3 protein-coding genes are annotated in these 6,335 nt (G+C 72.1%); 2 read left to right on the forward strand and 1 reads right to left on the reverse strand.

Annotated features, from left to right (window positions below; translation table 11 throughout):
- Positions 1–10: 10 nt before the first annotated feature.
- On the reverse strand, positions 11–3,271 hold the full coding sequence (locus AC08OV_RS07910) for a leucine--tRNA ligase (RefSeq protein WP_476613253.1): 3,261 nt from the start codon (positions 3,269–3,271) through the stop codon (positions 11–13).
- 273 nt (positions 3,272–3,544) lie between these two features.
- On the opposite strand from AC08OV_RS07910, the gene AC08OV_RS07915 reads away from it, so the two are divergent.
- Positions 3,545–5,566 carry a thioredoxin domain-containing protein gene (locus AC08OV_RS07915; RefSeq protein ID WP_476613252.1) on the forward strand — a complete coding sequence of 674 codons (2,022 nt, stop codon included), beginning with the start codon at positions 3,545–3,547 and terminating at the stop codon, positions 5,564–5,566.
- Between the two features lie 212 nt (positions 5,567–5,778).
- Positions 5,779–6,330 (forward strand): hypothetical protein, encoded by a 552-nt coding sequence (locus tag AC08OV_RS07920; RefSeq protein ID WP_476613251.1) that lies wholly within the window; start codon positions 5,779–5,781, stop codon positions 6,328–6,330.
- Positions 6,331–6,335 lie beyond the last annotated feature (5 nt).

Below are 6,335 nucleotides of genomic sequence, written 5' to 3' on the forward strand. Positions count from 1 at the left end.
CAGACCCCGGTTAGGCGGGGGAGGTGGCGATATTCACGATCCGACCGGGCACGACGATGATCTTCTTGATCGTCTGACCGTCGGTCTGCCGGGCGAACTCGGGATGCGCGGCGAGCAGATCGCGAACCGTCTGCTCCGCCGAGCCGTCCGGAACCTCGAGGGTGAACCGGACCTTCCCGTTCACCTGGACCGGGATCGTCCTGACCGACTCGGCGGCCAGCGCCGGATCCCCGATCGGGAAGACGACCGTGCTGACCGACTCCTCGTGACCGAGGCGGGACCACAGTTCCTCGGCGATGTGCGGGGCCAGCGGGGCCGCCATCAGGGTGAGCGGCTCGGCGAGCGCGCGGGGGGTGGGGGACTTCCCGTAGCTTTTGCTGACGAAGTTGGTCAGTTCGATGAGCCGGGCGACCGCGGTGTTGAACCGCAGCCCCGCGTATTCGGCGGTGACCGTGAGGATCGTCCGGTGCAGGACGCGAAGAGCCTCGTCGTCCAACGGCTCGTCGACGACGGCGGCCGCCCCGGTGGTCTCGTCGACGACGGTGCGCCACAGCCGCTGGAGGAACCGGTGCGAACCGACGATGTCGTCGGTGTGCCATGGCCGGTCGGCGTCGAGCGGGCCCATTGCCATCTCGTAGACGCGCAGCGTGTCGGCGCCGAACCGGTCGTACATCTCGTCCGGGCTGACGCTGTTCTTCAGGCTCTTGCCCATCTTGCCCGAGCGTCGGTTGACCGGGGCGCCCCGGAAGAGGAACCGGCCGTCGGGGGTCGCCGTCACCTCGGCCGCCGGGACGTACATGCCCCGGGCGTCGGTGAAGGCATCCGCCTGGATATAGCCCTGGTTGAACAGCCGCTTGAACGGCTCCTTGGTCGAGACGTGGCCCAGGTCGTAGAGCACCTTGTGCCAGAACCGGGCGTAGAGCAGGTGCAGCACGGCGTGCTCGACGCCGCCGACGTACAGATCGACGCCGCCGTCGCCGGGAACCGCGCCCGGCCCGGCCATCCAGTAGCGCTCGACGATCGGGTCGACGAAGCGCTCGGTGTTGGTCGGGTCCAGGTAGCGCAGGTAGTACCAACACGAACCGGCCCACTGCGGCATGGTGTTCGTCTCACGCCGGTACTGCTTCGGCCCGTCGCCGAGATCCAGGGTGACCGTCACCCAGTCGGCCACCCGGGCCAGGGGGGGCACCGGGTCGCTCGCGTCGTCCTCGGCCATCGCCGTGGGCCGGAAGTCGGTCATCTCCGGCAGCTCGATCGGCAGCAGCTCGTCGGGAACCGCGTGGGGGAGCCCGTCGGCGTCGAAGACGATCGGGAACGGCTCGCCCCAGTACCGCTGGCGGGAGAACAGCCAGTCCCGCAGCCGGTACGACCGCGCCGACCTGCCGGCGCCGATCTCCTCCAGCCAGTGAACCGTGGCCTTGATCGCCTCGCTCTTCGACAGGCCGACCAGCACCGGGGCGCCGGCCGGACCGGGCCGATACTCGCCCGCACCACTGAACGCCTCGGGCCACTGCGCCGATGGAGTCGCGGGTACTACCCCGTGCGTGGCGTACCAGTCCGCGTCCGGCTCCAGCACGGCGGGGATCGGCAGGTCGAACGCGCGGGCGAAGGAGAAGTCCCGGCTGTCGTGTGCCGGCACCGCCATGATCGCCCCGGTGCCGTAGCCCAGCAACACATAGTCGGCCAGGAAGACCGGGATGACCCCGCCACCGACCGGGTTGCGCACGTACGAGCCGGTGAACACGCCGGTGCGGTCGATGACCTCCTCGCCGCGCTGCCGGTCGCTGCGGTGGGCCGCGAACTCCCGGTAGGCGTCGACGGCGGCTCGCGGGGTCCACGCCGGATCGGCGCCCGCCTCCGGCCCGGCGGTGCCTGCATCCGACCCGGCGGCGCCCGCCGGTTCCGTGCCGCCGCCCCGCCGTCCCGCCGGGAAGCGCCAGCTCACCGGGGTGCCCGTCGGCCAGGTGTCGGCGATCAGCGTGTCGACCAGGGGATGTTCGGGCGCAAGCACCAGGAAGGTGGCCCCCGCCAGGGTGTCCGGGCGGGTGGTATAGACCTCGATGCGCCGGGCGGTCGATGAGCCGGACGGATCGGACGGATCGGAGGGATCGGAGGGATTGAACAGATCGAACGGACTGGACGCACCTGTCCCCTCGCCGGGGGCGACGACGGTGAACTCGACGCTGGCGCCCTCGCTCGGACCGATCCAGTTGCGCTGCATCTGCTTGATCGAGTCCGGCCAGTCGACCAGGTCGAGGTCGGAGATCAGCCGCTCGGCGTAGGCGGTGATCCGCAGGACCCACTGCTTCAGCGGCCGGCGGAACACCGGGTAGTTCCCGATGTCGCTGCGGCCGTCGGCGGTGACCTCCTCGTTCGCCAGCACGGTGCCCAGCCCCGGGCACCAGTTGACCAGCTGTTCGGAGATGTAGGCCAGGCGGTGCGCGTCGACGGCCTTCCGGCGGGACACTTCGTCGAGCTCGGCCCACGCCAGCCCGGCCGGGTTCGCCGCCCGGACCGCGTCAACCGACACGGCCGTGTTCCCCCCGGCGGGGCCGGCTACCGGCGCCCGGGTGCCCGCGGCGAACTCCTCGATCAGCTCGGCGATCGGCCGGGCCCGGTCGGCCTGCGGGTCGTACCAGCTGTTGAAGATCTGCTGGAAGATCCACTGCGTCCAGCGGTAGTAGCCCACGCCGGTCGTCGCGATCTCGCGGCGGGTGTCGTGGCCCAGCCCCAGCCGGGAGAGCTGGCGGCGCATGTTGGCGATGTTGGTATTGGTGGTGTCGCGGGGATGCTGGCCCGTGTTGATCGCGTACTGCTCGGCGGGCAGGCCGAAGGAGTCGTATCCGAACGGATGCAGCACGTGCCGGCCGGACATCCGCAGGTAGCGGGCGAACACGTCGGTACCGATGTACCCCAGCGGGTGCCCGACGTGCAGCCCCGAGCCGCTCGGATAGGGGAACATGTCCATGATGTAGAACGGCTCCCGGCCGGCGACCTTCTCGAAGCCCGCCGAGAGCGGCCCGACCGGGTTCGGCGAGTTGAACGTGCCCTCGTCGGCCCACCGGTGCTGCCAGCGCCGCTCGATGTCGGCGGCGAGCCGGGCGTCGTACCGGAAGCTCGGCTCGCCGCCCCCGGTCCCGGTGGGGGCGCCGCCCGCGGTGCCCGCGGCTGCCGGGGTGGTCCCGCCGGACGCGTCGGTCGGTGCCACCGTGGTGTCCGCGGCGCCGGTCCGGGCGCCGGGCTCGGCCGTCTCACTCATCGCTCGTGCCATCCAAACTCGTTGGTACGTCGACCCTCTCACCGCTCTCGCGGCGGGAACGGCGGCCTGGCGGACGGCGGTCGAGCGAGTGGACGGCGGGGATCGTGCGGTCCCACGAGCCTATCCGCCGGGTACGCCGGCGCGGCGGGCCGGTCGAGGAAGCGCGCCGATCACGTCGGCGCGGCGTGGAGATGAGGGCGGACTACCTGGGCGCGCCTTTGGTTGCATATCCAGAGGCCTACGGGGTTCCGCGGGCCTGGCGGACACAGATCATGAGGAGTTCGGGTGCCTAACAAGCTCGCGGAGCAGACGTCTCCGTACCTGCTGCAGCACGCGGACAACCCGGTCGACTGGTGGCCCTGGAGCCCGGCGGCCTTCGCGGAGGCGGCCCGGCGGGGGGTGCCGGTGCTGCTCTCGGTGGGCTACGCATCCTGCCACTGGTGCCATGTCATGGCGCACGAGTCGTTCGAGGACGCCGTGACCGCCGAGTACATGAACGACCACTTCGTCAACATCAAGGTGGATCGGGAGGAGCGGCCCGACGTCGACTCCGTCTACATGGATGTCACCGTCGCCCTGACCGGGCACGGCGGCTGGCCGATGACGGTGTTCCTCACCCCTACCGCCGAGCCGTTCTTCGCCGGCACCTACTTCCCGCCGCGTCCCCGGCCCGGCATGGGGTCGTTCCGCCAGGTCCTGGCGGCGGTCACCGAGGCCTGGCAGACCCGGCGGGAAGAGATCGAGGAGTCGGGGGCGGACATCGCCCGCCGGCTCGCCGAGGCGGCGATGCGCGGTCCGGCGTCCGGTCCCGCCGCCGAGATCACCCCGGCTCTGCTCGACACCGCCGTGGCGGGGCTGTCGGCCCGCTTCGATGCCCGTCACGGTGGATTCGGCGGTGCGCCGAAGTTCCCGCCGTCCATGGTCGCCGAGATGCTGCTGCGGCACTCCGCCCGCACGGGGGACGCGCGCAGCCTGGAGATGGTCGCGGTGACCTGCGAACGGATGGCGCGTGGGGGCATCTACGACCAGCTCGCCGGGGGGTTCGCCCGGTACAGCGTCGATGCGACGTGGACGGTCCCGCACTTCGAGAAGATGCTGTACGACAACGCGCAGCTGCTGCGGGTCTATCTGCACCTGTGGCGGGCCACCGGGTCGGCGCTGGCCGAACGGGTGGCCCGGGAGACGGCCGCCTTCCTGCTCGCGGATCTGCGCACCCCCCAGGGGGGGTTCGCCTCGGCGCTCGACGCGGATGCGGTTCCCGCGAGCGCCGTTCCCGCGAGCGCCGCCCCGGCGGGAGCGCACCCCGAGGAGGGGGCCAGCTACGCCTGGGCACCCGCCCAGCTCGTCGCCGTCCTCGGGCCGGAAGACGGCCGGTGGGCCGCCGACGTCTTCGGCGTCACCGAGCAGGGCAGTTTCGAACGTGGTATGTCGGTGCTGCGCCTGCCGGCGGACCCGGGCGACCCGGCGAGGTTCGCGGCGGTCCGCGCGGCCCTGGCCGCGGCACGGGCAACCCGGCCGCAGCCGGCTCGCGACGACAAGGTGGTGGCCGCCTGGAACGGCCTGGCCATCGCGGCGCTGGCCGAGGCCGGCGCGTTGTTCGACGAGCCGGGCTGGGTGCGGGCCGCCGAACAGGCCGCCGTCCTGCTCCGGGACGTGCATCTCGTCGACGGACGCCTGCGCCGGACGAGCCGGGACGGCCGGGTCGGCGTGAACGCCGGGGTACTGGAGGACTACGGCGACGTCGCCGAGGGGCTGCTCACCCTGCACCAGGTCACCGGCGATCCGGCGTGGCTCGCGCTCGCCGGGACGCTGCTGGACACCGTCCGTGACCGGTTCGCGGCTCCTGACGGGGGGTTCTTCGATACCGCGGACGACGCGGAGGTGCTGTTGCGCCGGCCGCGGGACGACTCGGACTCGGCGACCCCGTCGGGCCAGGCTGCTGTCGCCGGCGCCCTGGTCAGCTACGCGGCGTTGACCGGTTCCACCGAACACCGGTCGGCCGCCGAGACGACGGTGGCGCGCGTCGCTCCGCTGCTGGCCCGGGATGCCCGGTTCGCCGGTTGGGCCGGTGCGGTCGCCGAGGCGCTGCTGGCCGGGCCGGCCGAGGTCGCGGTCGTGGGCAGCCCGGCGCTGGAACGGCTCGCCCGCCTCGGCACGGCGCCTGGTGCGGTCGTGGTGACCAGCGGACCGCTGACCGTCGGCCGGGACACGGCCGGGGTGTACGTGTGCCGGGACTTCGTCTGTGAGCTGCCGGCCCGAACCGCCGCCGAGGTGCGCCGCCAACTCGGGGTGAAGGTGGCCACCTGACCGTCCCCGCTTCTTTCACTGGTGATGCGGTAAGCATGTTGTACTGGCGATGCAGTAAGACTGGTGATGCAGTAAGCATGTAATCGTCACGAGGGGTTCTTCGGATCCGCTCCGGGGGGCCAGATCGGGCCTCCGGGTCCGGATCGGCCGGCAGGCCGGGCCCGCGCGCGGGCCCCGACGCGGGTGCCGATCGGAGATCGAGGAGACACGTCATGTCCGGTCCGCGTGGACGGGGGTACGGCAGGCCGGGGGATCGGGCGGAGGTGGTTCCGGCGGACGACGCCGCAGCCTGGTTCGCCGAGCACATCCCGGCCGGGTGGTTCGCCGGGATGCCCACGGTGGTCGTGGACCGGGACGAGATTACGGTCATCGGGGTACTCGCGGCCGGCGGCGCCGCGCCCGGAGGAGGGCCGTCGGCGACGGGGGCCCGGATCCGGCGGTTCCGGGAGCAGACCCGCGAGGAACGGATCGCCATCGCCACGAAGGCCGAACATCGGTACAACCGCAAGGTGGCGTGGGGCGCGACCCTTGGTGACACCACCGAGCTGTTCACCGCACTGTCCGTGCCGGTGATGACCCGGCTGCGCCAGCCGGAACGCCAGGTGCTCGACACCCTCGTCGACTCGGGGGTGGCGCGCAGCCGCAGCGAGGCCCTCGCCTGGTGCGTACGTCTGGTGGGCGAGAACGCCGACAGCTGGCTGTGCCAGCTCCGGGAGGCCATGGAACAGGTGGAGAAGATCCGCTCGGTGGGCCCTCGGCTGTAGTCGCC

This window comes from Frankia sp. CeTa3Moorea (assembly GCF_978021225.1).